This is a genomic window from Pseudomonas sp. 05N433, assembly GCF_056396925.1.
The window spans coordinates 1-1,857 of record NZ_JBFTML010000123.1 but is presented as its reverse complement, the minus strand read 5'-3'; the positions used below and the strand labels follow the sequence as shown (position 1 = coordinate 1,857).

The 1,857-nt window shown below is 60.8% G+C and carries 2 protein-coding genes; one reads left to right on the top strand and one right to left on the bottom strand.

The window, feature by feature from the left end; all coding sequences use genetic code 11:
• On the bottom strand, positions 1-1,060 hold a 1,060-nt coding region (locus tag AC1DIS_RS29940; RefSeq protein ID WP_477781296.1), incomplete at its 3' end, for an MFS transporter.
• Between the two features lie 235 nt (positions 1,061-1,295).
• Here AC1DIS_RS29940 and AC1DIS_RS29935 point away from each other — a divergent pair.
• On the top strand, positions 1,296-1,857 hold a 562-nt coding region (locus AC1DIS_RS29935), incomplete at its 3' end, for a hypothetical protein (protein WP_477781295.1).

Here is a 1,857-nt window from a genome sequence, read left to right as displayed (position 1 = left end):
CGATGAAGATGCTGGTCATGTACAGTGCATTCAGACGGCCGCGGCTCTTGGCGTCGAGGGTGTAGACCGCGCGCTGGCCGAGGACCATGTTCATTTGCACGCAGAAATCCAGTACCACGCCGGTCACGGCCAGGCCGATGACGCTGTAGGCCGGGTGGATGAAGGCCGGCAGGAAGCTCAGGCTGGCGAACAGCATCGCTAGCAGCGAGGCGAGGCGGGTGTGGCCGGCATCGGCCAGTCGACCAGCGATGGGTGCGGCAATCGCGCCGATGGCTCCGACCAGGGCGAAGATCGCGATCTGGGTTTGCGACAAGCCATGATTGCGCGCCAGTTCCAGCGGCACGGCGGTCCAGAACAGGCTGAACGTAGCGAACATGCAACCCTGATAAAACGCCCGTTGACGCAACACCGGTTGCTGGCGCAGCAGCGTCCAGAGCGAGCCCAGTAACTGGCCATAAGAGGCGCTGTGATCAGGCTGGCGCTTGGGCACCGTCAGGGCCAGTACGATGCTGATTGCAGCCATCAAAACTGCGGCAATGACGAACATAGCGCGCCAGCCGAAGTGGTCAGCCACTACGCTGGACACCGGCCGGGCCAGCAGAATCCCCAGCAGCAGACCGCCCATGATCCCGCCAACCACGCGGCCGCGCGACGCTTCCGGCGTCAGGTGGGCGGCCAGCGGAATCAGGATCTGTACCGACACCGAGCTGAAACCCACCAGCAACGAAATCAGCAGAAACACGTTCGGCTGATCGGTGAACGCCGCGCCCAGCAAACTGGCAATCGCCACCACGGTGGTGATGATCATCAAGCGACGGTTCTCCAGCAGATCACCCAGCGGTACCAGGAAGAACAGGCCCAGCGCATAACCAATCTGCGTCAGCGAAACGATCAGGCTGGCCATGGTGTCGGTCAGGCCGATGTCCGGCGCGATCAGGCCGATGATCGGCTGGGCGTAGTAGATGTTGGCGACGATCGCGCCGCAGCAGAAGGCGAAAAGCAGCACCATGCCCCGGGTCATTGTCGCGGCACCGTGGGGCGCCTGAGTCGCTGGATTCATAACATGGCTCGCTGAACAAGAAGGAATGCGCAGAGGCTAATCGGCTGGCTAGAGCGGCGGAAGAGGGTTTGGATTGATAGTAATCATTCTTTTGCGGAATGAGTAACGCCGGTATGCGCTGTCTGGCGATGAACCATGCGTCCAAACAGTGGGATCCGATGATACATTCACTGACATCCTCTTCGATAGCGTGCTTATGTTCTCCTGCGCTCCATAAACCGGAAGGTACTTCGATATGAATGCGATGTTCCGTCACCTGATTCGCGGCGCTTGCGTTGTTACCTTGATCAGTTTGTTCACGGCAGGTCTTGCTCAGGCTGCCGATGTGCCGCCGGGAATGCGCATTGGCGTGCGCGGCGAGATCACCGGCATCAGCGCCGACGTCATGAAGGTCCATGTCAACAGCGGCGAGAACGTGGTGATCAACCTGACCAACGACACCAAAATCCGCGCTGTCACCCTGGCCAATATCGAAGACATCAAGCCCGGCAGCTACATCGGCTCGGCTGCCGTGCCGCAGGAGGATGGCACGCTCAAGGCGCTGGAAGTCCACGTCTTCCCGCCGGAACTGGCCGGCAGCGGCGACGGCCATCGGCCTTTTGATCTGGTCAAGGGCAGCAGCATGACCAATGGCAGCGTAGGCGATCTGGTGGTCAGCAACGGCCGGGTTCTGACCGTCAATTACAAGGGCGGCCAACAGACGATTCTGGTGCCGGAGGATGTGCCGATCGTCAATCTGGTGCCGGGGGATCGCAGCTTGCTGAAGGTGGGCGTGAAGATCGTGACGTTTGTGACCC